Source organism: Xanthomonas cucurbitae (genome assembly GCF_002939885.1).
Taxonomy (GTDB): Bacteria; Pseudomonadota; Gammaproteobacteria; order Xanthomonadales; family Xanthomonadaceae; genus Xanthomonas; species Xanthomonas cucurbitae.
This window is the reverse complement of the sequence record NZ_MDED01000001.1, coordinates 37740-62019: the sequence shown is the minus strand read 5'-3', so window position 1 is coordinate 62019 and position 24280 is coordinate 37740. Positions and strand designations below refer to the sequence as shown.

The following is a 24280-nucleotide window of genomic DNA, read 5'->3' as shown; positions in this document are numbered from 1 at the left end:
CCGAACGGACCTATGACCACTATCGCCAAGATCCTCGCCCGCGAAATCCTCGACTCCCGCGGCAATCCCACGCTGGAGGCGGAAGTCACGCTGGCAGATGGCGCGTTCGGCCGCGCGGCGGTGCCCTCGGGCGCCTCGACCGGCACCAAGGAAGCAGTGGAACTGCGCGATGGCGACAAGACCCGGTACCTGGGCAAGGGCGTGCGCCATGCGGTGGACAACGTCAACGGCACCATTGCCGAAGCGCTCAAGGGCTTCGATGCGGCCGACCAGCAGGGCCTGGACCGTCGCTTGATCGATCTGGACGGCACCGAGAACAAGGGCCGCCTGGGTGCCAATGCGTTGCTGGGCGTCTCGCTCGCTGCCGCGCATGCGGTGGCCGCTTCGCGCAAGCAGCCGCTGTGGCAGTACCTGTCCACCATCACCGAATCGGACGTATCGCTGCCGGTGCCGATGATGAACATCATCAACGGTGGTGCGCACGCCGACAACAATGTCGACTTCCAGGAGTTCATGGTGCTGCCGGTCGGCTGCGGCTCGTTCTCCGAAGCGCTGCGCGCCGGCACCGAAATCTTCCATTCGCTCAAGTCGGTGCTCAAGGGTCATGGCCTGAGCACGGCGGTGGGCGACGAGGGCGGCTTCGCGCCGGATTTCCGCAGCAACGTCGAAGCGCTGGACACCATTCTCGAAGCGATCGGCAAGGCCGGCTACACCGCCGGTGAAGACATCCTGCTGGGCCTGGACGTGGCCTCTTCGGAGTTCTACGACAACGGCAAGTACAACCTGGTTGGCGAAAACAAGCGCCTGACCAGCGAGCAGTTCGTCGACTTCCTGGCCGACTGGGTCGCGCAGTATCCGATCATCAGCATCGAAGACGGCCTGGCCGAAGACGACTGGGCCGGCTGGAAGCTGCTGACCGACCGCGTGGGCAAGAAGGTGCAGCTGGTGGGCGACGATCTGTTCGTCACCAACCCGAAGATCTTCAAGCAGGGCATCGACTCGGGCACCGCCAACGCCATCCTCATCAAGGTCAACCAGATCGGCACGCTGACCGAAACGCTGGAAGCCATCGCGATGGCGCATGCGGCCAACTATGCCTCCATCGTCTCGCACCGCTCCGGCGAAACCGAAGACACCACCATCGCCGACATCGCCGTGGCCACCACTGCCACCCAGATCAAGACCGGCTCGCTGTGCCGCAGCGACCGCGTGGCCAAGTACAACCAGCTGCTGCGCATCGAGCAGGCGTTGGGGGCCGGCGCGCGTTACGCCGGCCGCGACGCGTTCGTCTCCCTCAAGCGCTAAGCCGTGCGCAACTGGCGCTGGCTACTGCTGGTGCTGGCGGTGTTGCTGGCTTGGCTGCAGTACCGCTTTTGGTTCGGGCCTGGGAATTCTGGCGAAGTCATGATGCTGGAAGCCCAGGTCGCGCATCAGACACAGGACAACGACGGTCTGCGCCAGCGCAACCAGGCGTTGGCCGCAGAGGTCAAGGACTTGAAGGATGGCGAGGCGGCAATCGAAGAGCGCGCACGCAGTGAGCTGGGCATGATCAAGCCGGGCGAAACGTTCTATCGCGTGGTCGAGGATGCACCGCTGCCGTCACCTACGTCGACCGAGGCGCCTGCTCCTGCGCAGCAGGCGCCGGCCTCCACCGACCCGGTGGGTCATCCATGACCGGCTCCATCTGGGCCATCGTGCCGGCCGCCGGGCGCGGCACGCGGTTCGGTGGGCCCACGCCCAAGCAATACCTGCACGCGGCCGGGCAGCCGCTGATGGCCTACACCCTGGCCGCACTGGCCGCACATCCGGCGGTGGCCGGCATCCTGGTGGCGATCGCTGCCGATGATGTTGATTGGCCCGGTTGGACGGCGGTGCAGTCCAAGCCGGTACTGCATTGCGTGGGCGGTGCGACGCGCGCTGCCTCCGTCCTGGCCGGGTTGCTGGCATTGCCCGACAGCGTGCGTGCAGACGATTTCGTGCTGGTGCACGATGCGGCGCGTCCGAATCTGGCCTTGGCCGATCTGGACCGATTGCTGGAAATCGGTCGCGGCGATCCGGTGGGCGCCATCCTGGCGGCACCGGTGCGCGACACGCTCAAGCGTGCCGGCGACGATGGCGGCATCGATGGCACCGAGCCGCGCGAACGTCTATGGCGCGCGCTCACTCCGCAGCTGTTTCGCCGGCATCAACTGATTCGCGGCCTCACCGAGGCCGCGGCCGCCGGGGTAGACGTGACCGACGAGGCAATGGCGATGGAGCGGCTGGGATTGCGCCCCTTGCTGGTGGAAGGGGCCGAAGACAACTTCAAGGTCACCACGCCGACGGATCTGGCACGGTTTGAATTCGAACTGGCGCGCCGCGGCGTGACGGTCGATGCCGAGTCGTCAGTTGCGCAGGCCACCGAGGTGCCGACCACCGCGCGCAACGCCGCTGCCCAGTCGGTCACTGCCGGACACGGCAACGACGTCACTCAATCACCATAGGGTCTGCATGTCCTTCAATTTCCGCATCGGCCAAGGCTACGACGTCCATGCATTCGGCCCTGGCGACCACGTGATGCTCGGCGGCGTGCGCGTGGCGCATCGCCACGGCGTGCTCGCACACAGCGATGGCGACGTGGTGCTGCACGCGTTGTGCGATGCCATGCTGGGCGCGCTGGCGCTGGGCGACATCGGTCAGCACTTTCCGCCCAGCGATGCGCGCTGGAAGGACGCCGACAGTGCGCAATTCCTGGAGCATTGCGATCAGTTGCTGCGTGAGCGCGGTTGGCGGGTCGGCAATGCCGATGTCACCGTGATCTGCGAGCGTCCCAAGGTCGGCCCGCACGCGCTGGCAATGCGCGAACGTATTGCCGGCTTGCTGGCGATCGAATGCGATGCGGTCAGCGTCAAGGCCACCACCAGCGAACAGCTCGGCTTCACCGGCCGCGGCGAAGGCATTGCTGCACAGGCGGCGGTGCTGCTGGGCAAGATCGCTACCTGATTCACTCCTGCCTGCCGGGCCTGTCCGGCGGGCGAGGTGACATTCCGCGCCGAGCCATCGGCCCACAGCGCACGATGCGTCGGCGCGAAGGTAAACCACAGCATGAGTCACACCTCCGTTCTTCCACGCGCGCACGGCGCGGCCGTGCTGCGTGCGGCCATGCGCTGCACGCCGGACGACTTCCAGGTGGATGAGTTGCCGGCATTCGAGCCTTCCGGCGAAGGCGAACATCTGTTGCTCACCATCCGCAAGCGTGGGCAGAACACCGCCTATGTCGCCAAGGCGCTTGCGCGTTGGGCGGGCATCGCCGAAATGGGGGTGAGCTACGCCGGCCTGAAGGATCGCCATGCAGTCACCACGCAGCGTTTCAGCGTGCACCTACCCAAGCGCGTCGCCCCGGATCTGGCCACGCTCGACGACGCACAGCTGCAGGTGATCGACAGCACCTGGCACAACCGTAAGCTGCAGCGCGGCGCGCTGCTGGGCAACCGCTTCGTGCTGACCCTGCGCCAGGTGCAGGGCGAGCGCGAGGCCATCGAGCAGCGCCTGCAGGCGATCGCTGCGCGCGGCATTCCCAACTGGTTCGGCGAACAGCGTTTTGGCCGCGACGGCGGCAACGTGGCGTCGGCGCTGGCGATGTTTGGCCATGTGCAGCAAGCTGACGGCAGCCTGGCGCCGGCGCCGGCATCGAAACGGCGGCTGCGCAACGACCAGCGCTCGATCCTGCTGTCGGCAGCGCGCTCGGCGCTGTTCAATCGCGTGCTGGCCGCCCGCGTGCAGCAGGGCAGCTGGGATAGCGCGCTGGAGGGTGAGGCCTGGATGCTGGATGGCTCGCGCAGCGTGTTCGGTCCCGAGCCGTGGAGCGAGGTGCTGGCCGAGCGGCTGGCGCGCTTCGACATCCATCCCAGCGGCCCATTGTGGGGCGCGGGGGAGTTACGCCCCACCGATCAGGCGGCCACGATGGAGCAGGGTGCACTTTCGGACCTGCCATCGCAGGCGCTGCGGCAAGGCCTGGAGGCCGCAGGATTGAAGCAGGAGCGCCGCGCATTGCGCTTGCGTCCGCAAGACCTTGGCTACCGCTGGCTGGATGCGCAGACCCTGCAGGTGGAATTCGCATTGCCGCCAGGCTGCTATGCCACCGCAGTGCTGTGGGAGCTGGGCGATGTCAGCGACGAAGGCCGCGCCGCGCCGCTGGGTTCCGACGCCTGAGCGTAATTCTGTACAGGAGCGGCCCCGGCCGCGACAGGCATTGCCGGTAGCGCCTCTCGCGGCCGGGGCCGCTCCTACAGGATGCTGCGACTACTTCCGCGCCAACAACACCAGTAAAGCCCCGGTCCCGCCTTGCGTGGGCGGTGCGGAATGAAACGCCAGCACGTCGTTGCGCTGGCGCAGCAGGCGGTCCATCAGGTTCTCCAGTACCGGCGCACCGTTGTCCGATTGCAGTCCCTTGCCATGGATGATGCGCACGCAGCCATGTTTCGACGCATCAGCGTAATTCTGTGTAGGAGCGGCCCCGGCCGCGACAGGCATTGCCGGTAGCGCCTCTCGCGGCCGGGGCCGCTCCTACAGGATGCTGCGACTACTTCCGCGCCAGCAATACCAACAATGCCCCGGTCCCGCCTTGCGTGGGTGGTGCGGAATGAAACGCCAGCACGTCGTTGCGCTGGCGCAGCAAGCGGTCCACCAGGTTCTTCAGCACCGGCGCACCGTTGTCCGACTGCAGGCCCTTGCCATGGATGATGCGCACGCAGCCATGTTCGTGCGCATGCGCCTCCAGCAGGAACTGGCGCAGCAAGGCCTCGGCCTGTGCAGCGGTGGCACCATGCAGATCCAGCTCGTCCTGCACTGAAAACTGCCCGCGCTTGAGCCGCTGGAACAGCCTCGCAGGCAGCGTGTCGCGGCGGTAGCTGGCGGTATCGCCGGCTTCCAGCGGCGCACTGTCGCGCAGCAGGCGGGCGAATTCAGTCTGCGCCTGCGCCTCGTCGCGCTCGGCCATGCGTGCGCGCGGCTTCGGGCGCGGCTTGGCATTGGCCGGCGGCGCGACCTCGCGCAGCGGCTGGACCGCGCCAATGGCGGCACGGAACAGCGCGCCGTCGTCTTCGTCTTCGGGATGCGACATGGGCACAGCGTAACCGTTCCAACCTCAGGCAGACGCGAAGATCAAGCGGCAAGCCCGTGGACGCATCCGGTATCATGGCCGGGTTTTCCGAGGAGTCCCATGCGCGTACTGGTTAGCAACGACGACGGTGTCGACGCCCCCGGCATCCAGATCCTGGCCGAGGCACTGCGGAGTGCCGGTCATGAAGTGATGGTGGTCGCGCCCGATCGCGACCGCTCCGGCGCCAGCAATTCGCTGACGCTGGATGTGCCCATCCGTACCCGCCGTATCGACGCACAGACCTGCGCGGTGGCCGGCACGCCAACCGACTGCGTGCATCTGGCGCTCACCGGCATGCTGGAGTACGAGCCGGACATCGTGGTCTCGGGTATCAACAACTCGGCCAATCTGGGCGATGACGTGATTTACTCCGGTACTGTCTCCGCTGCGATGGAGGGCCGCTTCCTGGGCCTGCCCGCGGTGGCGGTGTCGCTGGTCACGCACAACCACGAGGCGCACAACTACGAAACCGCCGCGCGCGCAGCGGTGGAGATCGTTGCGCGGCTGAAGGCCGATCCGTTGCCGGCCGACACCATCCTCAACGTCAACGTTCCGGATCTGCCCTGGTCGGATGTGCTTGGTTTCGAGGTCACCCGGCTCGGCAACCGCCACCGTTCCGAGCCGTGCGTGCCGCAGCGCGACCCGCGCGGCCGCACCGTGTACTGGATCGGTCCGGCCGGTCCCGAGCAGGATGCCGGCGCCGGCACCGACTTCCATGCCGTGCGCACCGGGCGGATTTCGATCACCCCGATCCATGTCGATCTCACCCGCTACCAGGCGCTGGAGACCGTGGCCGGCTGGGTCGGCGGACTGACCGCCGCGCTGGACGCGTCGGCATGACGCCGAGGCTGCGCCTGCAACCGGAGTCGGTGGGAATCGGCATGACCTCGCAGCGCGTGCGCGACCGCCTGGTCGAGCGCCTGCGCGAGGCCGGCATCCAGGACGAAGCCACGCTCAATGCGGTGCGCACTGTGCCGCGGCATCTGTTCATCGATGAAGCGCTGGCCTCGCGCGCCTACGAAGACACTGCCTTGCCGATTGGTCATGGCCAGACCATTTCCCAGCCCTGGGTAGTGGCGCGCATGACCGAAGCGGTGCTGCAGGTGGCGCCGACCAAGGTGCTCGAAGTGGGCACCGGTTCTGGCTACCAGGGCGCGATCCTCGCCGCGCTGGGACTGGAGGTCTATACGGTCGAACGCATCGGCGATCTGCTGCGGCAGGCGCGCAAGCGCTTCCGCCACCTGGGCATGAATGTGCGCAGCAAGCACGACGACGGTCGCATCGGCTGGCCCGAACACGGTCCCTACGATGCCATCGTGGTCACCGCTGCCGCGCCGGCGCTGGTGGATGCGTTGGTCGATCAACTCGCGGTCGGCGGGCGGCTGGTCGCCCCGGTCGGTGGTGCGTCCTCGCAGTCGCTGGTGCAACTCACCCGCGCGGCCGACGGTGCGATCGAACACCAGGTTCTGGCCCCGGTCACGTTCGTCCCGCTGTTGTCGGGCATGCTGGATTGACCTCATGAGAGTTCCACGATGAAGATTTTCGGGCCGTTGTACGACGTGGCCATCCGTTGGTCGCGCCATCGCCGCGCCCCCGCGCTGCTGACCGGCCTGAGCTTCGTGGAGGGCTTCATCTTTCCGGTGCCGCCGGAAGTGATGCTGGCGCCGATGTCGTTGGCCGAGCCCAAGCGCTCACTCTGGTTCGCCACCTTGAGCCTGATCGGTTCGATCTGCGGCGCGCTGGTCGGCTACCTGCTGGGCCACTTCGCCTTTGCCGCCCTGCAACCGTTGATCGAATGGCTGGGCTGGAGTGCGAAGATCCAGCAGCAGATCGAGACCCTGCGCGTGCTGGTGGCCGAGTCGCCGTGGAAGGCGTTCTGGGCGCTGGTGCTGGTGGGCTTCACCCCGATCCCGCTGAAGATCTTCACCTGGGCCTCCGGCGTGGTCGGTGTGCCGTTGTTGCCCTTCATCGCCAGCATGCTGGTCGGGCGCGGCAAGCGCGTGTATCTGGTGGCCGGTGCCATCCGCCTGGGCGGTGCGCGGGCAGAGGCGGCGTTGCATAAGTGGATCGAGCCGCTGGGCTGGATGGCGATGGTGGTGCTCGCGGCCGGCGCCGGCTGGCTGGTGTGGAAGACAACCAACGGATGAGCAAGACGCAGATGAATTCGGTACGCAAGACAGCAGTCCTGCTCATGGTCGCCATCGGGCTGGCCGCCTGCAGCAGCGCCACGGTGGTGCGTTCGCCCGGCGGCGGATCTTCGTCGTCGCGCCCTGCGGCGGCGCAGCGGCCGTCGGTGCCGCGTCCCGGTGCCACCGTCACCGTGCAGCGTGGCGACACCCTGTACGCGATCTCGCGCCGGACCAATATCACCGCTGCGGACCTGGCGGCCTGGAATGGCCTGTCGTCTCCGAACACGATCTATCCCGGCCAGACGCTCAAGCTGTATCCCGGTGGGGCGAGCAAGCCCGGCAGCAGCGCGCCGGTGGCCGGCGGCAGCGTGGTCCCGGCGCGCCCGGCGGCGCCGGTCGCCGCGCCGGTCAGCAGCGGTTTTGCATGGCGCTGGCCCGCCGATGGCGTGGTGGTCGGGACGTTCGTGAGCGGAGAGACCACCAAGCAGGGCGTGGATATCGCCGGCGCCAGCGGGCAGGCCGTGCGTGCCGCGGCCGATGGCGTGGTGGTGTACTCCGGTGCCGGCCTGGTCGGCTACGGCGAGCTCATCATCATCAAGCACAACGACCAGTGGCTGTCGGCCTACGGCCACAACCGCAAGCGCCTGCTCAACGAAGGCCAGAACGTCAAGGCCGGCCAGCAGATCGCCGAAATGGGCCGCAGCGGCGCCGCGCGCGACATGCTGCACTTCGAGATCCGCTACAACGGTAAGCCGGTGGACCCGTTGTTGTATTTGCCGAAGAAGTGAATCGGGAATCGGGAATGGGGAATCGCAACAGCGTTGGGCTGGTCGATAGTTTGACGATCGGCAAATACTGCAGCTAAGAGATTGGTCGAGCGGGTGCTTGACAGAAGAAGCTTAGTCCAGCTTGCTTTTCCCGATTCCCGATTCCCGATTCCCGATTCCCGATTCCCGATTCCCGATTCCCGATTCCCGATTCCCGATTCCCGATTCCCGATTCCCGATTCAGCCAGGCAAAATCATTGCCAAGGCCACCCGGCGGCCTTCGCTGGCCAGCACGTTGTAGGTGCGGGCGGCGGCGGCGTTGGTCATCGCTTCCAGGCCGATGCCGCGGGTCAGGCAGGCGGCCAGCACCTGCGCATTGGGAAATTGCTGGCGCTCGCCCGTGCCCAGCAGGATCACCGCCGGGGACAGCGCCAGGATTGCATCCAGATCGCTGGCCTGCAGCTGCGCCAGGTCCTGCACCGGCCAGTGGTCCACCAGTTCGTCCGGCATCAGGATGAAGCTGTGTTGCAGGATCTGCTCGTTCACCTTGGCGTGACGGCCATCGGCCGCACGCAAGGCATAGGTGTAATCGGGGTGTTCCTGGCTCAAAGGCATGAAGGCACTCGCAGGTTCAGCCGCGCGGCAGCACGATCTGGCGCTTTTCCTTGCTGGGGCGGTACAGGATGGCAACATGGCCGATCCGCTGCACCAGGGCACTGCCGGTCTGCTCGACCAGTTCGGCTATCAATGCATCGCGGGTCTCACGGTCCTCGGAAGCCACCTTCACCTTGACCAGTTCGTGGCGCTCGAGCACGTCCTCGAGTTCGGCCAGGAATGCCGGCGTGACCCCCTTGCCGCCGGTCTGCAGCAGGGCCTTGAGGTCGTGGGCCTGGCCGCGCAGGAAACGGTTCTGGGCGGAGGTGAGAACAATGGACATGCAGGATCGAAAGGCAGCAAAGGGTGTTCAGGGTATCATGGCGGCCCGTTCGGACCCCTTTGCCAATGCCTTCCCGCAGTAAAAGCAGCCAGCGCTGGCTCAAGGAACACTTCGCCGACCCTTACGTGAAGAAGGCCCAAGCCGAAGGCATGCGCTCGCGCGCGGCCTATAAATTGGAAGAGCTGCTGCAGCGCGATCGCCTGCTCAAGCCGGGCATGGTGGTGGTGGACCTGGGCGCCGCGCCGGGTGGCTGGTCGCAACAGGTGCGCAAGTCGATGGGCAACAGCGGCCGGGTGGTGGCGCTGGACATCCTGGACATGCCGGCCCTGGCGGGCGTGGAGTTCCTTCACGGTGATTTCAGGGAGCAGGACGTCCTATCGCAATTCGAGGCGATGCTGGGCGATGTGCCGGTAGACCTTGTGCTGTCGGATATGGCCCCCAATAAGAGTGGCATGGATGCGGTCGACCAACCGCGGATGATGCACCTGGCGGAACTGGCGATGGAATTTGCCGACACCCATCTCAAGCCGGGTGGGGCGTTCCTCATCAAGCTGTTCCAGGGTGTGGGGTCCGACGACTACATTCGCGAGCTTCGCCGCCGCTATGACAAGGTGACGATTCGCAAGCCGGCGGCCTCGCGCAAGCGCTCCCCGGAAGTTTATGTGCTCGGTCAGGGCAAGCGTGTCCAGATCAAGTAAGCTGCCAATGACCACCGTGTTTCAAGAATTGAAGAGTAGAGGGCACCGGAGCCAATGAGGATGAACGACTTGACCAAGAATCTGCTGCTGTGGGTGGTCGTCGCGGTTGTGCTGATGGTCGTCTTCCAGAGCTTCTCGCCGCGGATGGCGGGTGGTGTCGGTGCCGACTCGATCACCTACACCCAATTCCTGAAGGAAGTGGACTCCGGACGCGTCAAATCGGTGGATTACACCGACGAGACCAACCTGGCTGTCAACGCGATCCGCTTCAAGCGCACCGACGGCAGCGAAGCCACCGTCTACGGTCCGCGCGACGACAAGCTGGTCGACGTGCTGTACAGCAAGAACATCGAAATGACCCGGCAGAAGCCGTCCACCGGCCCCGGGTTCTGGTCGCTGGTGCTGAATTTCCTGCCGGTCATCCTCATCATCGGCTTCTGGCTGTTCATCATGCGCCAGATGCAGGGCGGTGGCGGCGGCGCCAAGGGGGCGATGAGCTTTGGCAAGTCGCGCGCCAAATTGCAGGGCGAGGACCAGATCAAGATCACCTTCGCCGATGTCGCCGGTTGCGACGAGGCCAAGGAAGAAGTGGGCGAGCTGGTCGATTTCCTGCGTGACCCGACCAAGTTCACCAAGCTGGGCGGCAAGATTCCGCGCGGCGTGTTGATGGTGGGTCCGCCGGGTACCGGCAAGACCCTGCTTGCCAAGGCGATCGCCGGCGAGGCCAAGGTGCCGTTCTTCAGCATCTCCGGCTCGGATTTCGTGGAAATGTTCGTCGGTGTCGGCGCCAGCCGCGTGCGCGACATGTTCGAGCAGGCCAAGAAGCATGCGCCGTGCATCATCTTCATCGACGAAATCGATGCGGTGGGCCGTCATCGTGGTGCCGGCCTGGGCGGCGGTCATGACGAGCGCGAGCAGACCCTGAACCAGTTGCTGGTGGAGATGGACGGGTTCGAGGGCGGTGAAGGCGTGATCGTGATCGCTGCCACCAACCGTCCCGACGTGTTGGACCCGGCGCTGCTGCGCCCGGGTCGTTTCGACCGCCAGGTGGTGGTCGGCCTGCCAGACGTCAAGGGCCGCGAGCAGATCCTGCGCGTGCACATGCGCAAGCTGCCGCTGGCCGAGGACGTGGTGCCCATGGTCATCGCGCGCGGCACCCCGGGCTTCTCCGGCGCGGACCTGGCCAACCTGTGTAACGAGGCGGCGTTGTTTGCTGCACGCGGCAGCGAGAAGGAGGTCCGCATGGATCACTTCGACCGTGCCCGCGACAAGATCCTGATGGGTGCCGAACGTCGTTCGATGGCCATGAGCGAGGACGAGAAGACCCTGACCGCCTACCACGAAGCCGGCCATGCCATCGTCGGCCGGCTGGTGCCGGAGCACGACCCGGTCTACAAGGTCACCATCATCCCGCGCGGTCGCGCGTTGGGCGTCACCATGTATCTGCCCGAAGGCGACCGTTACTCGATGAATCGCGTAGCGATCGAATCGCAGCTGTGTTCGCTATATGGCGGTCGCGTCGCCGAAGAACTGATCTTTGGTGGCGACAAGGTCACCACCGGCGCATCGAACGACATCGAACGTGCCACCAAGATGGCCCGCAACATGGTCACCAAGTGGGGTCTGTCCGACGAACTCGGCCCGGTCGCGTACGGCGAAGAGGAAGACGAAGTGTTCCTGGGTCGTTCGGTGACCCAGCACAAGAACGTGTCCGACGAGACGGCGCGCAAGATCGACGAAGTAGTGCGCTCGATCCTGGACAAGGCCTACAGCAAGACCAAGACCATTCTCACCGAGAATCTGGACAAGCTGCACGCCATGTCGCAGTTGCTGTTGCAGTACGAAACCATCGACGTGCCGCAGATCGACGCCATCATGGAAGGCCGCGAGCCGCCGCCGCCGGCAGGCTGGGGCAAATCGGACAAGGATGGTGGCAACAACAACGACAAGGGCAGCCCGCGTCCGCTGCCGCCCATCGCAGGACCGGCCGAGCAGTTGTAAGCTGCCGCCGACCAGCGTGATGCAAGAAGTGTCGGGGCCAGGAAGCGATTCCTGGCCCCGATGCGTTGTGGCCTTCGATGCAGCGCGACGCACGCCAGCAAAACGCGTCGTCCACCCCCTCGTCCAACCGATTCAGGAGACTTCCGATGTTCGACACCGCCCTCAAGCTGGATTGCGCCGGTCGCAGCCTGCGACTGGATGCGCCGCAGGTGATGGGCATCGTCAATGTCACGCCCGACTCGTTCTCCGACGGCGGCCAGCACGCCACCTGCGAGGCGGCCATCGCCCACGGCCTGCGGCTGGTGGAGCAGGGCGCGGCGGTGCTGGATATCGGGGGCGAATCCACCCGTCCCGGGGCAGCGCCGGTGTCGCTGGACGATGAACTGCAGCGCGTGATTCCGGTGATCCAGGCGTTGGCGCATCGGACGACGGTGCCGATCAGCATCGATACGTTCAAGCCGGAGGTCATGCGCGCGGCCGTCGCGGCTGGTGCCGGCGTCATCAACGATGTGTACGCCCTGCGTTCGCCCGGCGCGTTGCAGGCCGCCGCCGAACTGCAGGTGCCGGTGGTGTTGATGCACGCGCGCAACGCGCCGCATGCGATGGAGCAGTCGCCGCACTACGACGATGTGGTGGGCGAGGTGCATCGGTTTCTCGCCGAGCGCATCTTCGCCGCCGAAATGGCCGGCATCGACAAACGTCGGCTGGTGCTCGACCCCGGCTTCGGTTTCGACAAGACCACCGCACATAACCTCACCTTGCTGGCGCAGTTGCAGCGCCTGCAGGAGTTCGGCCTGCCGGTGCTGGCCGGGCTGTCGCGCAAGCGCAGCATCGGCGAGTTGACCGGGCGCGAAGTGGCCGCCGAGCGGGTGCATGGCTCGGTGGCCGCGCATCTGATCGCCGCCCAGCACGGCGCGCTGTTGTTGCGTGTGCACGATGTGGCCGCGACCGTGGATGCACTGAAGGTCTGGAGCGCGGTCGCGGCGATCCCGGTGCCACGGGTGACGGCACCGGCTGCGCCGACGATCCGTTGGCCGGACGAGGACTGATGCCAGCAGACCGCCGCCCGCTGGCGATCGCGCTGATGGGCCCCACCGCCAGCGGCAAGACCGCGCTGGCGCTGGAGGCGGCGCAGCGCTGGAATGGCGAGATCGTCAGCGTCGATTCGGCGCTGGTCTATCGCGGGCTGGATATCGGTGCGGCCAAGCCGGATGTGGCGATGCGCGCGGCGGTGCCGCACCATCTGATCGACCTGCGCGATCCCTGGCAGACCTATTCGGCCGCCGAGTTCGCCAGCGATGCGCGGCGTGCGATCGACGACATCGTTGCGCGCGGCAAGCTGCCGATCCTGGCCGGTGGCACCGGGTTGTACTTCCGCGCGTTGCTGGAAGGCCTGTCGCCACTGCCCGAGGCCGACCCGGCTGTGCGCGCGGCGATTGCCGCGCAGGCCGAACAGCTCGGATGGGCGGCCCTGCACGCGCAGCTGGCGCAGATCGATCCCGTCGCCGCGGCGCGCATTCATGCCACCGACCCGCAACGCATCCAGCGCGCGCTGGAGGTGTATCGCATCAGCGGCCGGCCGATCAGCTACTGGCAGGGCCTGCCGGCGCCGCCACGGCTGCCGGTGCGGGTGCTGAAGCTGGTCCTGGCCCCGCGCGAGCGGGCCGTGCTGCATGCGCGGATCGCGCAGCGGCTGGAGCAGATGCTGGCGCAGGAGTTCCTTGGCGAAGTGGAAGTCCTGCGCGCGCTGCCGCAGATGCGTGCGGTGGTCGCGCCGCTGGATCTGCCGGCGGTGCGCGCAGTGGGCTACCGCCAGGCCTGGGAATATCTGGACGGCGCCGGCAGCCTGGCCGAGTTTCGCGACAAGGCGGTGCAGGCGACCCGGCAACTGGCCAAACGCCAGCTCACCTGGCTGCGCGGCGAACGCGACGCACGCTGGTTCGACCCGCAGCATGACCGGCATCGATTGGATGACGCACTTGCCGGCTTCCTCGCCCATCGTCCCGCTGTACGGCCGCCTTCAGGCGTGTAACATCGTGTTTCCGGGGCCTGCTGGGGATGGCAGGTATCGACCGGGACAATAAGAACAATAATGAAGGAGTTTTTTCGATGGCTAAGGGGCAATCTTTACAGGACCCGTTCCTCAACGCGCTGCGGCGCGAGCGGGTGCCGGTGTCTGTGTATCTGGTCAACGGCATCAAGCTGCAGGGCACGATCGAGTCGTTCGACCAGTTCGTGGTCCTGCTGCGCAACACCGTGAGTCAGATGGTCTACAAGCACGCCATCTCCACGGTCGTGCCGGCGCGCAATGTGCGCGTGGGGCCGGGTGGCGGGTATGTGCAATCCAATGAAGGCAATCAGGCGGAAGATGACGACGTCGAGCAGTAATGGAGTAGTGCGTGTTTGATCGCTCACGCAAGGGTGAACACGCGTTGTTGATCCAGACCCACGCCGGTGGGCCTGCCGAAGAAGATGTGCTGGAGGAGTTCGCCGACCTTGCAAGGTCGGCGGGCGCCACGGTGGCGGCCACGCTCACCGCGCGCATCGACAAACCCAGCCCGTCCACCCTGATCGGTAGTGGCAAGCTCGAAGAGGTCAAGGCGGCGGCCGAGGCCACCGGCGCGGATCTGGTGCTGGTCAACCACACCTTGTCGCCTGGCCAGGAACGCAACCTGGAGCGCTATCTGGAGCGGCGCGTGATCGATCGCACCGGGCTGATCCTGGATATCTTCGCGCAACGTGCGCGCAGCCACGAAGGCAAGTTGCAGGTGGAGCTGGCGCAGCTGCGGCATATGGCCACACGGCTGGTGCGCGGCTGGACCCACCTTGAGCGTCAGCGCGGTGGTGCGATCGGCCTGCGCGGCCCTGGCGAAACCCAGCTGGAAACCGACCGCCGCCTGCTGCAGAAACGGGTGGAACAGTTGCAGAAGCGGCTGGAAAAGGTCGAGGTGCAGCGCAACCAGATGCGCCGCGCGCGGCTGCGCAGCGAGCTGCCGCGCATCGCGCTGGTTGGCTATACCAATGCCGGCAAGTCCACGTTGTTCAATGCGCTGACCGGTGCCGATGCGTATGCGGCCGACCAGTTGTTCGCCACCCTCGATCCTACCGTGCGGCGCATCGCCTTGCCGGGTGGCAGCGCGATCCTGGCCGATACGGTCGGCTTCGTGCGCGATCTGCCGCACGAATTGGTGGCCGCGTTCCGTTCGACCCTGTCCGAGGCACGCGAGGCCGATCTGCTGTTGCATATCGTCGATGCCGCCGACCCGCTGCGCGAAGAACGTATCCTGCAGGTGGACGAGGTGCTGCATGCGGTGGGTGCCGGCGAGCTGCCGCAGCTGCTGGTATTCAACAAGATCGACAGGATCGAAGGCGCGCAAGTGCGTCACGACGCGCAGGACGGGATTCCCGATCCGGCGCGCCGCGAGCGCGTGTGGATTTCCGCACGCGATGGCCGCGGGCTGGAAGAACTGCAACGCGCACTCGGCCAGCGCCTGGATCTACGCCATGTGACCGGCCAGCTGCGGCTGCCGCCCTCGGCCGGCCGCCTGCGCTCCAAGTTGCATCAGCTGGAAGTGGTGCGCCAGGAGCAGGGTGACGAAGACGGTTGGCTGCTCGAAGTCGATCTGCCGATGGTCGAGGCCGAGCGTCTGGCTGCGGGCGACGACGGTGCGCCGTTGCGCGCGATGTTGCCCGATCGCCGCGAAGACTGGGAAACCTGATGCACGCCAGCATCAGTGCCGGCGCATGAGAGGACGGGGGTGGCGATGGGCGTGCGGTTGCTCGCCCACGCCGGCCGCTCGCCTTCCCTGAGCCTTGCGCCGCGCCACGACCACCACGCTGCTGGCCTCCCCGGACCTGAGGCGCTGCTCGCGGCCAGGGCACCGGCACTGCAGCGCAAGACACGGCCGGCGAATTCGGATAAAAGTGGGCGCTGTCCAAGCCGAACCCCGCAATGACGTTTCCGACCGACCACGATCTCCAGCAGCTTGCCCACGCGCTGAGTACGCAGTTGCGTGCCGCGCGCGAACGGCTGGTGACGGCGGAAAGCTGCACCGGCGGCTGGATTGCCAAGGCGATGACCGACATTGCCGGCTCGTCGGACTGGTTCGATTGCGGCATCGTTGCTTACAGCTACGAAGCCAAGCAGGCCTTGTTGCGGGTGCGGCCGCAGACCCTGGAAGTCCACGGGGCGGTCAGTCGGGAAACCGTCATCGAGATGGTCTCCGGTGCCTTGGTCGGCTCCGGCGGCAGCATTGCGGTGGCGGTGACGGGAATCGCCGGTCCGGGTGGCGGCAGCGAAGGCAAGCCGGTCGGCACGGTCTGGATTGGGTGGAAGCGACGGGGCGGCTATGCCACCGCGCAGCTGTGCCAGTTCGATGGCGACCGCGATGCCGTGCGCCGACAGACCGTGGTGGCTGCGCTCGGTGGATTGAGCGCGCTGCTATAGGGCAAGCGCGCGCACCAGCGGTTGTCGTTTACAGCGCGTGCGCGATCACCGATAGCGTCCGCCAGATCGTCATCACACGCTGCTGCCAGCCGGCCGCTGGGCCGCATGCCTCGTTGCGCCAGTGGCCCGCGCGTCGCGCCAGCGCCTGTGCAATCGACCGGTCGCACGCCAGGCCTGCACAAACCTGGCATGGCCGGCCGGCAGCATCGGGCGCGCGACAACGGGTGGCAGATGGGCTACAACCCAGGCTCTGCTTGCCGACCTGTGTGCCGATGCCCGCGTTCTCCGCTGTCGAAATCGTTTCCTCGTCGCCGTTCCCGCCTGCTGCGTGCCGGTGGAGTGCGCAGTTCGCGCGGCGATGCGTTGCTGCAATCGCCCAGGGCCTGCAGCAGTCCAGCGCGACACCCCCGCACGCGCCCCCCTGGTGCGGCGGCGTGCGCGTCCACCGCTTCGCTCCTGCACCGGCAGGCCTGCGGCAGCGCTGTGCGGTCCAGCCATGCCAGGCGGTGCGCTGATGTGGGAGGCACTTGGCACCGTGCGCGACCTGGGGCGGCTGCAGGAAATTGCCGCCGTGCTGATCCGCTATGGATTCGGCGATATCGTGCGCCGGATCGGGCTGGCGGACGTGTTGGAGCGGGCCGGCAAGCTATTGCAGTGGGGCAATGCCGAAGGCCGCCTGCGCATGTCCGCCGCGATGCGCGTGCGACGTGCGTTGGAGGAACTGGGCCCCACCTTCGTCAAGCTGGGTCAGGTGCTGGCCACGCGCGTTGACCTGCTGCCGCCGGACTGGATCGACGAACTGAGCGAACTGCAGAATGCCGTGCCGGCCTTGCCCTTCGCGCAGGTCCTGCCGCAACTGGTCGCCGCGCTCGGTGCCGAGCCCGATAGCGTGTTCGCCCGCCTCGACGAGCAACCGCTGGCCGCCGCCTCGCTGGCGCAGACCCACCGCGCCTGGCTGGCCGACGGCACCCCGGTGGTGTTGAAGATCCGTCGCCCCGGGATCGGCGACACCATCGAAGCGGATCTGCGCCTGCTGGCGCGGCTGGCCGACATCGTCGAGACCCGCGCACCGGATCTCAAGCGCTACCGCCCGGCCGAGGTGGTGCAGCAGTTCACCGTGTCGCTGCGGCGCGAACTGGATTTCGCCGCCGAGTGCCGCAATGCCGAACGCATCGCGGCCGACTTCGCTCACGACCCGCAGGTCGTGGTGCCGGCGGTGTATTGGCAGTGGACCTGCGAATCGCTCAACGTGCAGGACTTCATCGACGGCATTCCCGGACGCGACCTGCAGGCGGTGGACGCGGCCGGGCTGGATCGCAAGGCGCTCGCGCGCGCCGGTGCCGGCATCGTGCTCAAGATGGTGTTGCAGAACGGGTGTTTCCACGCCGATCCGCATCCGGGCAATATCTTCTACCTGCGCGACGGGCGCATCGCCGTCATCGACTTTGGCATGGTCGGGCGTGTCTCCGAGCAGCGGCGCTTCCAGGTTGCGCAGCTGTTGCACGGCATGGTGAGCCAGGACGCCGAAGCCGTCATCGATGTGCTGCTGGAATGGGCCGGTGCCAGCCTCGAGATCGATGAGCCGCGCCTGCAGCAGGACATCGGCGCGTTTATCGACCAATACCGGGGCGTGCCGCTGAAGGAACTGCGCATCGGTGCCATGCTGGGCGATGTCACCGCAATTCTGCGCGACCACAGCTTGCCGCTCCCGTCGGATCTGGCGCTGATGATCAAGGCTTTTCTCACGCTGGAAGGCATGGGGCGTCAGCTCGATCCGGATTTCGACATGGCCACCGAAGCGCAGCCGTATCTGGAGCGCGTGGTCCTGCAGCGTTATGCGCCCAACGCCATGCTGCGCCGTGGCCGCCGCACCGTGACCGGCGCGATCGACCTGATTGGCGATCTGCCGCGTGATCTCAAGCGGCTGATCCAGGCCGCGCGGCGCGGCAAGCTGCAGTTGCAGGTGGAAACGCGCGCATTGCGCGAATTCGGCGAACAGGTCGACCGCGCGGCCAACCGATTGACCATGGGCATCGTCACCGCCGCGCTGGTGATCGGCTCCTCGATCGTGATGAATAGTGTCGGCGGCAGCGCCAGCCGCTGGCTGCTTGGCCTGGGCGTGAGCGGTTTCATCGGCGCTGGGCTGTGCGGCATCTGGATCCTGTTTTCGATCTGGCGCAGTCGGCGCTAGCGCCGCATTCCGGTTGCCAACGACGTGCTGCCGTGCGCAGGGCTTGCACGCCGCTGCGTTAGTAGTAATACTACTAACCATGGACCTGACCGATACCCAACACGCCATCCTGGCCCTGATCGCCGAGCGCATCGAGACCGACGGCGTTCCGCCGTCACAGACCGAGATCGCGCGCGCCTTCGGATTCAAAGGCGTGCGCGCGGCGCAGTATCACCTGGAGGCCCTGGAGCAGGCCGGTGCGATCCGGCGCGTGCCCGGGCAGGCACGCGGCATCCGCCTGGCTGGCCAGGGCAGCGCGCAGCCGCGCGCACCGGCGGGCGGCGAATCGAACCGCGACGATGTGCTGCGGCTGCCGGTGCTGGGCCGGGTGGCCGCCGGCCTGCCGATCGGTGCCGACATCGGTTCGGACGACTTCGTGGTGCTGGACCGGGTGTTCTTTTCGCCATCGCCGGATTACCTGCTCAAGGTGCAAGGCGATTCCATGCGCGACGAAGGCATCTTCAACGGCGACCTGATCGGTGTGCACCGCACCCGCGACGCGCGCTCCGGGCAGATCGTGGTGGCGCGGATCGACGAAGAGATCACCGTCAAGCTGTTGAAGATCGGCAAGGACCGGATCCGGCTGCTGCCGCGCAATCCGGACTACGCCCCGATCGAAGTGCAGCCCGATCAGGATTTCGCCATCGAAGGCCTGTATTGCGGGCTGCTGAGGCCCAATCGCTGAGGGCTGTACCGATGCCTGCGCGGGGCGTTTTCCCAGTCGGCATCGCCGCATTGTCCGCTGCCCGGGCACCGACCGCATCGTTAACCTGAGTGTGTCGCCGCCAGTCTCAGCCTTTGCGATACACCACCGCTACATTGGCTCCACACCGAAATCACTGACAAGGATCACCCAGATGGACGAGAACAAGAAGCGCGCCCTTTCCGCCGCACTGAGCCAGATCGAAAAGCAATTCGGCAAGGGGTCGGTCATGCGCATGGGCGACCGCGTGATCGAGGCGGTCGAGGTCATTCCGACCGGCTCGCTGATGTTGGACATCGCACTGGGAATCGGCGGCCTGCCCAAGGGCCGCGTAGTGGAAATCTACGGCCCTGAATCCTCGGGCAAGACCACCTTGACCCTGCAGGCGATTGCCGAATGCCAGAAGAAGGGCGGCACGGCGGCCTTCATCGATGCCGAGCACGCGCTGGATCCGATCTACGCCGCCAAGTTGGGCGTCAATGTGGATGACCTGCTGCTGTCGCAGCCGGATACCGGTGAGCAGGCATTGGAAATCGCCGACATGCTGGTGCGTTCGGGCTCGGTCGACATCGTGGTGGTCGACTCGGTGGCGGCGTTGACGCCCAAGGCGGAAATCGAAGGCGAGATGGGCGACCAGCTGCCGGGCCTGCAGGCCCGCCTGATGAGCCAGGCGCTGCGTAAGCTCACCGGCAACATCAAGCGCTCCAACACGCTGGTGGTGTTCATCAACCAGCTGCGCATGAAGATCGGCGTCATGATGCCGGGCCAGAGCCCGGAAGTGACCACCGGCGGCAATGCCCTGAAGTTCTACGCCTCGGTGCGCCTGGACATCCGCCGCATCGGCGCGATCAAGAAGGGCGACGAGATCATCGGCAACCAGACCAAGATCAAGGTGGTCAAGAACAAGCTGGCGCCTCCGTTCAAGCAGGTGGTCACCGAAATTCTCTACGGCGAGGGCATCAGCCGCGAGGGCGAGTTGATCGACATGGGTGTGGAAGCCAAGCTGGTGGACAAGGCCGGCGCCTGGTACAGCTACGGCGACGAGCGCATCGGTCAGGGCAAGGACAACGCGCGTGGTTACCTGCGCGATAACCCGCAGGTGGCGGTCAAGCTGGAAGCGGAGCTGCGCGAGAAGTTCCAGCCCGCCGAGGCGCCGCGCGAAGCAGGCGACGACGCCGAGAAGGAATAAGCAGCACTGGTAGCCGGAAGGCGTTGGCCAGGCTGGCGCGACCGGCGTGCCGTGATGGGGTTGGTGTCCCGGGGGGCGTGGCAGTCTCAGCCGCTTCCCCCCCCTTCTGACGTAGTTCGCTGGTGATGTCGTTTCAAGTTTTTCTATCGCGGGAACGGTGGAGTCAGTGCTGCTGCTTCTCGCGGTAGATCTATCGAGGGCCAGGAGGGCGGGCGCCAGGGACGGCGCATTGATGCAGCAATCGAGGGACACGTCACGATGGACGAGCAAGAATCCGCCCCCAAGCGGGGCCGCCGGTTCAAGGAGCAGACGCCGGTCCAACGTGCATTGGGGCTACTGGTGCGGCGCGAGCACTCGCGCAAGGAATTGAATCGCAAGTTGCTGGCGCGCGGGATCGAGCCGGACGCCGCGCAGGCGGCCGTCGAGCGCCTGGCGGGCGAGGGGTGGCAGGATGACACCCGGTTTGCCGCCTCGGTGGTGCGAAACCGCGCCGGTTCGGGCTACGGCCCCCTGCACATCCGCGCCGAACTCGGCACCCATGGGCTGGACAGCGAGGCCATCAGTGCCGCAATGGCCACCTTCGAGGGCGATTGGACCGAGAATGCGCGCGATCTGGTCTGCCGCCGTTTCGGCGAGCAAGGGCCGGTGGATTTGCCGCAGCGGCGCAAGGCCGCCGAGCTGCTGGCCCGGCGTGGTTTCGACGGCAACAGCATTCGCAGCGCCACGCGCTTCGACCTTGAGGACTGAGGGCGTCAGGCCTGCTACCCTTGGTGGTTTCAGGTTGTTCCGCTCATCTGCGCCCATATCTCATTGGGTGACCGGGACTGCCGCCCGCCCAATGCCAGCACATGAACGCACCTGCCAAATTTAGCACTTCCCAGATCCGCCGCGACTTCCTTGCGTTTTTCGAGGGCAAGGGCCACACCATCGTGCCATCCGCACCGCTGGTGCCGGGCAATGACCCGACCCTGCTGTTCACCAATTCCGGCATGGTCCAGTTCAAGGACGTCTTTCTTGGCGCAGAGAAGCGCAGTTACGTGCGCGCCGCAGACGTGCAGCGCTGCCTGCGTGCCGGCGGCAAGCACAACGACCTGGATTCGGTGGGCTATACCGCGCGTCACCATACCTTCTTCGAGATGCTGGGCAACTGGTCGTTCGGCGATTACTTCAAGAAGGATGCCATCGCCTGGGCCTGGGAACTGTTGACCCAGGTCTGGAAACTGCCGGCCGAGCGCCTGCTGGTCACCGTCTATCACACCGACGAAGAAGCTTTCGCACTGTGGCGCGACATGATCGGCATTCCCGAGAGCCGCATCGTACGCATCGGCGACAACAAGGGCGCCCCTTACGCCTCGGACAACTTCTGGCAGATGGCCGATACCGGCCCCTGCGGCCCCTGCACCGAGATCTTCTTCGACCATGGCGACCATATCGCCGGTGGCCCGCCGGGTTCGCCGGACGAAGACGGCGATCGTTACATCGAGATCTGGAACCTGGTCTTCATGCAGTTCGACCGCCAGCCGGATGGCACCCTGGTGCCCCTGCCGGCCCCCTGCGTGGACACCGGCATGGGTCTGGAACGGTTGGCTGCAATCCTGCAGCACGTCCACACCAACTACGAAATCGACGTGTTCCAGGCGCTGATCGGCAAGGCCAGCGCGCTGACCGGTGTCAGCGATCTGGAAAACAAGTCGCTGCGGGTCATCGCCGATCACATCCGCGCCTGTTCGTTCCTGATCGTCGACGGCGTGTTGCCCTCCAACGAAGGGCGCGGCTACGTGCTGCGCCGGATCATCCGGCGTGCGCTGCGGCATGGCTGGATGCTGGGCGTGCGCCAGTCGTTCTTCAGCAAGATGGTGCCCACCCTGGTCGAGCTGATGGGCGAGGCCTATCCCGAGCTGGTGGTGGCCAGGGATACCGTCGCCCGCGCCTTGTTGGCCGAAGAGGAGCGCTTTGCCGAGACGCTGGACGCCGGCATGAAGATCTTCGACGACGTGGCGGCGCGGTCGCAGGACGTCATTCCGGGGGCGGACGCGTTCCGTCTCTACGACACCTACGGGTTCCCGGTCGATCTGACGGCCGATATCGCGCGCGAGCGCGGCATGCGGGTGGACATGGAGGGCTTCGAGTTCTCCATGGAGCGCCAGCGCGAGACCGCGCGTGCCGCCGGCAAGTTCGGCGGTGGCGTTGCGTTGCCGGCCGACCTGGTCGCCACCATGTCGCCGACCGTGTTCCTGGGCTATAAGGCGCACGACGCCGATACCCTCAAGGTCGTCGCCCTGCTCAAGCAGGGCCGCACGGTCGAGCGTGCGGAGGCCGGCGAGGAGGTCATGGTGTTCACCGATCGCACGCCGTTCTACGCCGAATCCGGCGGTCAGGTCGGCGACAGCGGGCAGTTGAGCAACACCCACGTATCGATCGACATCACCGACACCCAGAAGTTCGCCGGCCAGTTCCACGGACACGTAGGGCGCATCACCGAGGGTGCGCTCGCGCTGGGCGACGTGCTGGCGGGCGGCATCGATGTGCAGCGCCGCGGCAAGACCATCCTCAACCACTCGGCCACGCACCTGCTGCATGCCGCGTTGCGCGAGGTGCTGGGCACGCATGTGCAGCAGAAGGGCTCGCTGGTGGCGCCGGACCGGCTGCGTTTCGACTTCTCGCATTTCCAGCCGATCACCGCCGACGAACTGGCGGTGATCGAGCGCAAGGTCAACGCCGAGGTGCGCGCCAACCATGCCGTCGAAGTGCACAACATGGCCATGCAGGAAGCGCTGGATTTCGGCGCGATGGCGCTGTTCGGCGAGAAGTACGGCGAGCGCGTGCGGGTGCTGAAGATGGGCGGCTATTCCACCGAGCTGTGTGGCGGCACCCATGTGAGCCGCACCGGCGACATCGGCCTGTTCAAGATCACCTCCGAAGGCGGTGTGTCCTCGGGCGTGCGTCGCATCGAGGCGGTGACCGGGCAGGGCGCGCTGGATCATGTTGCCGACCAGGAGCGACGCTTGTCCGAGGCGGCCGGCCTGCTGGGTGGCAATGCCGGCGAAGTGGTCGACAAGGTGCGCGTGCTGACCGAACGTCAGAAGCGCCTGGAGCGTGAGCTGGACGCATTGAAGGCCAAGCTGGCATCCGGTGCGACCGCAGATCTGGGCGCGAGCGCCGTGGATGTTGCCGGGGTGAAGGTCGTCGCCGTGCGTCTGGAAGGCTTCGATGCGAAGGCCTTGCGCGAGGCGATGGATCGCCTGAAGCAGCAATTGGGCGACTCGGTGATCGTGCTGGCTGGTGCATCGGCCGGCAAGGTCGCGTTGGTGGCCGGAGTGAACGGCAAGCCAACCGGCAAGGTGAAGGCGGGGGAACTGCTTGGCCATATCGCCAGTCAGATCGGAGGCAAGGGCGGCGGCCGTCCGGATCTCGCCCAGGGTGGTGGCGAGGACGGTCCCGCTCTTGCGACCGCACTCGACGGTGTGACCTCCTGGGTCAAGCAACACTTGGGCTGAACACTTGTCCTGCTATGCCTTGATGGTCAGCGGGATGTGCCGCTACCATTTATCGTCTATTCCCTTTACCTAGGGCGCGTCTCACTCAGGAGACCGTCGATGCTGGTGGGAAGCCCACCAGTTCCAGGAGATTTGCAAAATGTTGATCCTCACTCGCCGGGTAGGCGAAACCTTGATGATCGGCGACTCGGTCACCGTCACTGTGCTCGGCGTCAAGGGTAATCAGGTGCGTATTGGTATTACCGCACCCAAGGATGTGGCTGTGCATCGTGAAGAAATCTATCAGCGCATCCAACGTGGAGACGAGCCGGTGGCCTCCGGCGCGCATCACGGCGACGATTCTTCGAATTGATCGTCATAAAGGGTTTACGTTAGCCCCTCTTACCCGGTATTCTTCGCGGCCTGCCACAGACAGTGCGGCAGGACGAAAAAACTGGAGCGATGCCCGAGTGGCTGAAGGGGCTCCCCTGCTAAGGGAGTATAGGGTCAAAAGCTCTATCGAGGGTTCGAATCCCTCTCGCTCCGCCAGTGTTCCAGACGCC

The 24280-nt window shown here is 66.2% G+C and carries 26 protein-coding genes and 1 tRNA gene; 23 read left to right on the top strand and 4 right to left on the bottom strand.

Translation table 11 applies throughout. The annotated features are described in order from the left end of the window. The first annotated feature begins 12 nt into the window (after positions 1-12). From eno to truD, 5 genes are all read left to right on the top strand, one after another. Positions 13-1305, top strand: coding sequence for a phosphopyruvate hydratase (gene eno, locus XcuCFBP2542_RS00290; protein WP_104601649.1), 1293 nt, complete (start codon positions 13-15; stop codon positions 1303-1305). A 3-nt stretch (positions 1306-1308) separates the two neighbouring features. Beyond that, positions 1309-1674, top strand: a complete 366-nt coding sequence (gene ftsB / locus XcuCFBP2542_RS00285) for a cell division protein FtsB (protein WP_104601648.1) — start codon at positions 1309-1311, stop codon at positions 1672-1674. Further along, positions 1671-2483, top strand: coding sequence for a 2-C-methyl-D-erythritol 4-phosphate cytidylyltransferase (gene ispD, locus XcuCFBP2542_RS00280; protein WP_104601647.1), 813 nt, complete (start codon positions 1671-1673; stop codon positions 2481-2483). Before ftsB ends, ispD begins: the two co-directional genes overlap by 4 nt. A 7-nt stretch (positions 2484-2490) precedes the next feature. After that, positions 2491-2982 (top strand): 2-C-methyl-D-erythritol 2,4-cyclodiphosphate synthase, encoded by a 492-nt coding sequence (gene ispF, locus XcuCFBP2542_RS00275; protein ID WP_104601646.1) that lies wholly within the window; start codon positions 2491-2493, stop codon positions 2980-2982. 102 nt (positions 2983-3084) lie between these two features. Then, positions 3085-4191 (top strand): tRNA pseudouridine(13) synthase TruD, encoded by a 1107-nt coding sequence (truD, locus tag XcuCFBP2542_RS00270; RefSeq protein ID WP_104601645.1) that lies wholly within the window; start codon positions 3085-3087, stop codon positions 4189-4191. Between the two features lie 90 nt (positions 4192-4281). Here the strand turns inward: truD and XcuCFBP2542_RS00265 are convergent, their stop codons facing one another. Next, positions 4282-4512: a Smr/MutS family protein gene (locus XcuCFBP2542_RS00265; protein ID WP_425477971.1), complete on the bottom strand. Its 231-nt coding sequence runs from the start codon at positions 4510-4512 to the stop codon at positions 4282-4284. A gap of 49 nt (positions 4513-4561) precedes the next feature. After that, positions 4562-5101 (bottom strand): Smr/MutS family protein, encoded by a 540-nt coding sequence (locus XcuCFBP2542_RS00260; RefSeq protein ID WP_167526860.1) that lies wholly within the window; start codon positions 5099-5101, stop codon positions 4562-4564. A gap of 99 nt (positions 5102-5200) precedes the next feature. On the opposite strand from XcuCFBP2542_RS00260, the gene surE reads away from it, so the two are divergent. The 4 genes from surE to XcuCFBP2542_RS00240 are packed head-to-tail and all read left to right on the top strand — an operon-like array spanning position 5201 to position 8057. Beyond that, positions 5201-5980 (top strand): 5'/3'-nucleotidase SurE, encoded by a 780-nt coding sequence (gene surE, locus XcuCFBP2542_RS00255; protein ID WP_104601643.1) that lies wholly within the window; start codon positions 5201-5203, stop codon positions 5978-5980. Continuing rightward, entirely contained in the window at positions 5977-6654 is a 678-nt protein-coding gene (locus tag XcuCFBP2542_RS00250; RefSeq protein ID WP_104601642.1) for a protein-L-isoaspartate(D-aspartate) O-methyltransferase, read from the top strand. Before surE ends, XcuCFBP2542_RS00250 begins: the two co-directional genes overlap by 4 nt. Before the next feature lie 18 nt (positions 6655-6672). Continuing rightward, on the top strand, positions 6673-7287 hold the full coding sequence (locus XcuCFBP2542_RS00245) for a YqaA family protein (RefSeq protein ID WP_104601641.1): 615 nt from the start codon (positions 6673-6675) through the stop codon (positions 7285-7287). Then, positions 7284-8057: a peptidoglycan DD-metalloendopeptidase family protein gene (locus XcuCFBP2542_RS00240; RefSeq protein ID WP_167526861.1), complete on the top strand. Its 774-nt coding sequence runs from the start codon at positions 7284-7286 to the stop codon at positions 8055-8057. Before XcuCFBP2542_RS00245 ends, XcuCFBP2542_RS00240 begins: the two co-directional genes overlap by 4 nt. A 219-nt stretch (positions 8058-8276) precedes the next feature. Here the strand turns inward: XcuCFBP2542_RS00240 and XcuCFBP2542_RS00235 are convergent, their stop codons facing one another. Together XcuCFBP2542_RS00235 and yhbY are read right to left on the bottom strand one after the other, a co-directional pair. Then, positions 8277-8651: an Mth938-like domain-containing protein gene (locus XcuCFBP2542_RS00235; RefSeq protein ID WP_104601639.1), complete on the bottom strand. Its 375-nt coding sequence runs from the start codon at positions 8649-8651 to the stop codon at positions 8277-8279. 16 nt (positions 8652-8667) lie between these two features. Next, on the bottom strand, positions 8668-8973 hold the full coding sequence (yhbY, locus tag XcuCFBP2542_RS00230) for a ribosome assembly RNA-binding protein YhbY (protein WP_104601638.1): 306 nt from the start codon (positions 8971-8973) through the stop codon (positions 8668-8670). Positions 8974-9038: 65 nt separating this feature from the next. Between yhbY and rlmE the strand changes: the two genes are divergently transcribed. The 14 genes from rlmE (at position 9039) to XcuCFBP2542_RS00160 (ending at position 24266) form a co-directional block, all read left to right on the top strand. Then, entirely contained in the window at positions 9039-9671 is a 633-nt protein-coding gene (rlmE, locus tag XcuCFBP2542_RS00225; protein ID WP_104601637.1) for a 23S rRNA (uridine(2552)-2'-O)-methyltransferase RlmE, read from the top strand. Positions 9672-9731: 60 nt separating this feature from the next. Next, the gene (gene ftsH, locus XcuCFBP2542_RS00220; RefSeq protein ID WP_014089977.1) at positions 9732-11672 is read left to right on the top strand and encodes an ATP-dependent zinc metalloprotease FtsH; all 1941 of its coding nucleotides are present in this window, start codon (positions 9732-9734) and stop codon (positions 11670-11672) included. A gap of 146 nt (positions 11673-11818) precedes the next feature. Then, positions 11819-12721 (top strand): dihydropteroate synthase, encoded by a 903-nt coding sequence (folP, locus tag XcuCFBP2542_RS00215; protein WP_104601636.1) that lies wholly within the window; start codon positions 11819-11821, stop codon positions 12719-12721. Further along, positions 12721-13704 (top strand): tRNA (adenosine(37)-N6)-dimethylallyltransferase MiaA, encoded by a 984-nt coding sequence (gene miaA / locus XcuCFBP2542_RS00210; RefSeq protein ID WP_104601635.1) that lies wholly within the window; start codon positions 12721-12723, stop codon positions 13702-13704. The genes folP and miaA overlap by 1 nt, the downstream gene beginning before the upstream one ends. Before the next feature lie 77 nt (positions 13705-13781). Continuing rightward, positions 13782-14060 carry an RNA chaperone Hfq gene (gene hfq / locus XcuCFBP2542_RS00205; RefSeq protein ID WP_005915027.1) on the top strand — a complete coding sequence of 93 codons (279 nt, stop codon included), beginning with the start codon at positions 13782-13784 and terminating at the stop codon, positions 14058-14060. An 11-nt stretch (positions 14061-14071) separates the two neighbouring features. Then, on the top strand, positions 14072-15391 hold the full coding sequence (gene hflX, locus XcuCFBP2542_RS00200) for a ribosome rescue GTPase HflX (protein ID WP_104601634.1): 1320 nt from the start codon (positions 14072-14074) through the stop codon (positions 15389-15391). Between the two features lie 233 nt (positions 15392-15624). Continuing rightward, complete coding sequence (locus tag XcuCFBP2542_RS00195; RefSeq protein WP_104601633.1) at positions 15625-16119, top strand: CinA family protein; 495 nt, start codon at positions 15625-15627, stop codon at positions 16117-16119. A 514-nt stretch (positions 16120-16633) separates the two neighbouring features. Further along, complete coding sequence (gene ubiB, locus XcuCFBP2542_RS00190; protein ID WP_104601799.1) at positions 16634-18310, top strand: 2-polyprenylphenol 6-hydroxylase; 1677 nt, start codon at positions 16634-16636, stop codon at positions 18308-18310. Positions 18311-18389: 79 nt separating this feature from the next. Then, entirely contained in the window at positions 18390-19034 is a 645-nt protein-coding gene (gene lexA / locus XcuCFBP2542_RS00185) for a transcriptional repressor LexA (protein ID WP_104601632.1), read from the top strand. Between the two features lie 172 nt (positions 19035-19206). Then, positions 19207-20241: a recombinase RecA gene (gene recA, locus XcuCFBP2542_RS00180; protein ID WP_104601631.1), complete on the top strand. Its 1035-nt coding sequence runs from the start codon at positions 19207-19209 to the stop codon at positions 20239-20241. A gap of 258 nt (positions 20242-20499) precedes the next feature. Then, positions 20500-20988, top strand: coding sequence for a recombination regulator RecX (gene recX, locus XcuCFBP2542_RS00175; protein ID WP_104601630.1), 489 nt, complete (start codon positions 20500-20502; stop codon positions 20986-20988). 101 nt (positions 20989-21089) lie between these two features. Continuing rightward, entirely contained in the window at positions 21090-23738 is a 2649-nt protein-coding gene (gene alaS, locus XcuCFBP2542_RS00170) for an alanine--tRNA ligase (RefSeq protein ID WP_104601629.1), read from the top strand. Positions 23739-23877: 139 nt separating this feature from the next. Next, positions 23878-24090: a carbon storage regulator CsrA gene (gene csrA / locus XcuCFBP2542_RS00165; RefSeq protein ID WP_003481884.1), complete on the top strand. Its 213-nt coding sequence runs from the start codon at positions 23878-23880 to the stop codon at positions 24088-24090. Positions 24091-24173: 83 nt separating this feature from the next. Further along, positions 24174-24266, top strand: a tRNA-Ser gene (locus XcuCFBP2542_RS00160). Positions 24267-24280: the final 14 nt, after the last annotated feature.